Raw genomic sequence first — 243 nt, 5'->3', positions numbered from 1 at the left:
AGGCCGGAAGCACTCAAGCCATTTGCAATGTATACACCCGTAACGTTCGGTACTTCTCCTATTACAGGGAGAAAGCGCTGATAGAAGCAGCTCAAAAGCCGGTAGCAGCCCCTAGTGCCAACCAAAAGTGTCTCAAGCTCTTTGACCGGTTCGGCTGCGCTTCAGGCGGACGCTTTCCGCAGGGACGGCGCCACGACCCATCCTCAGTACGTTTCTTTAGAAAGAAAATTCTTAAGTATTTTC

Annotated in this window: 1 protein-coding gene; it reads left to right on the top strand. The window is 51.0% G+C overall.

Annotated features, from left to right (window positions below):
* Positions 1–243: hypothetical protein (locus tag P6709_RS20240; protein ID WP_278242674.1), on the top strand; the 243-nt coding region annotated here is incomplete at both ends.

Origin of the sequence: Jeotgalibacillus sp. ET6 (assembly GCF_029667115.1) — a bacterium.
Lineage (GTDB): Bacteria > Bacillota > Bacilli > Bacillales > Jeotgalibacillaceae > Jeotgalibacillus.
Note: the sequence above shows the minus strand (reverse complement) of the source record. Positions and strands in the feature narration are given on the sequence as shown.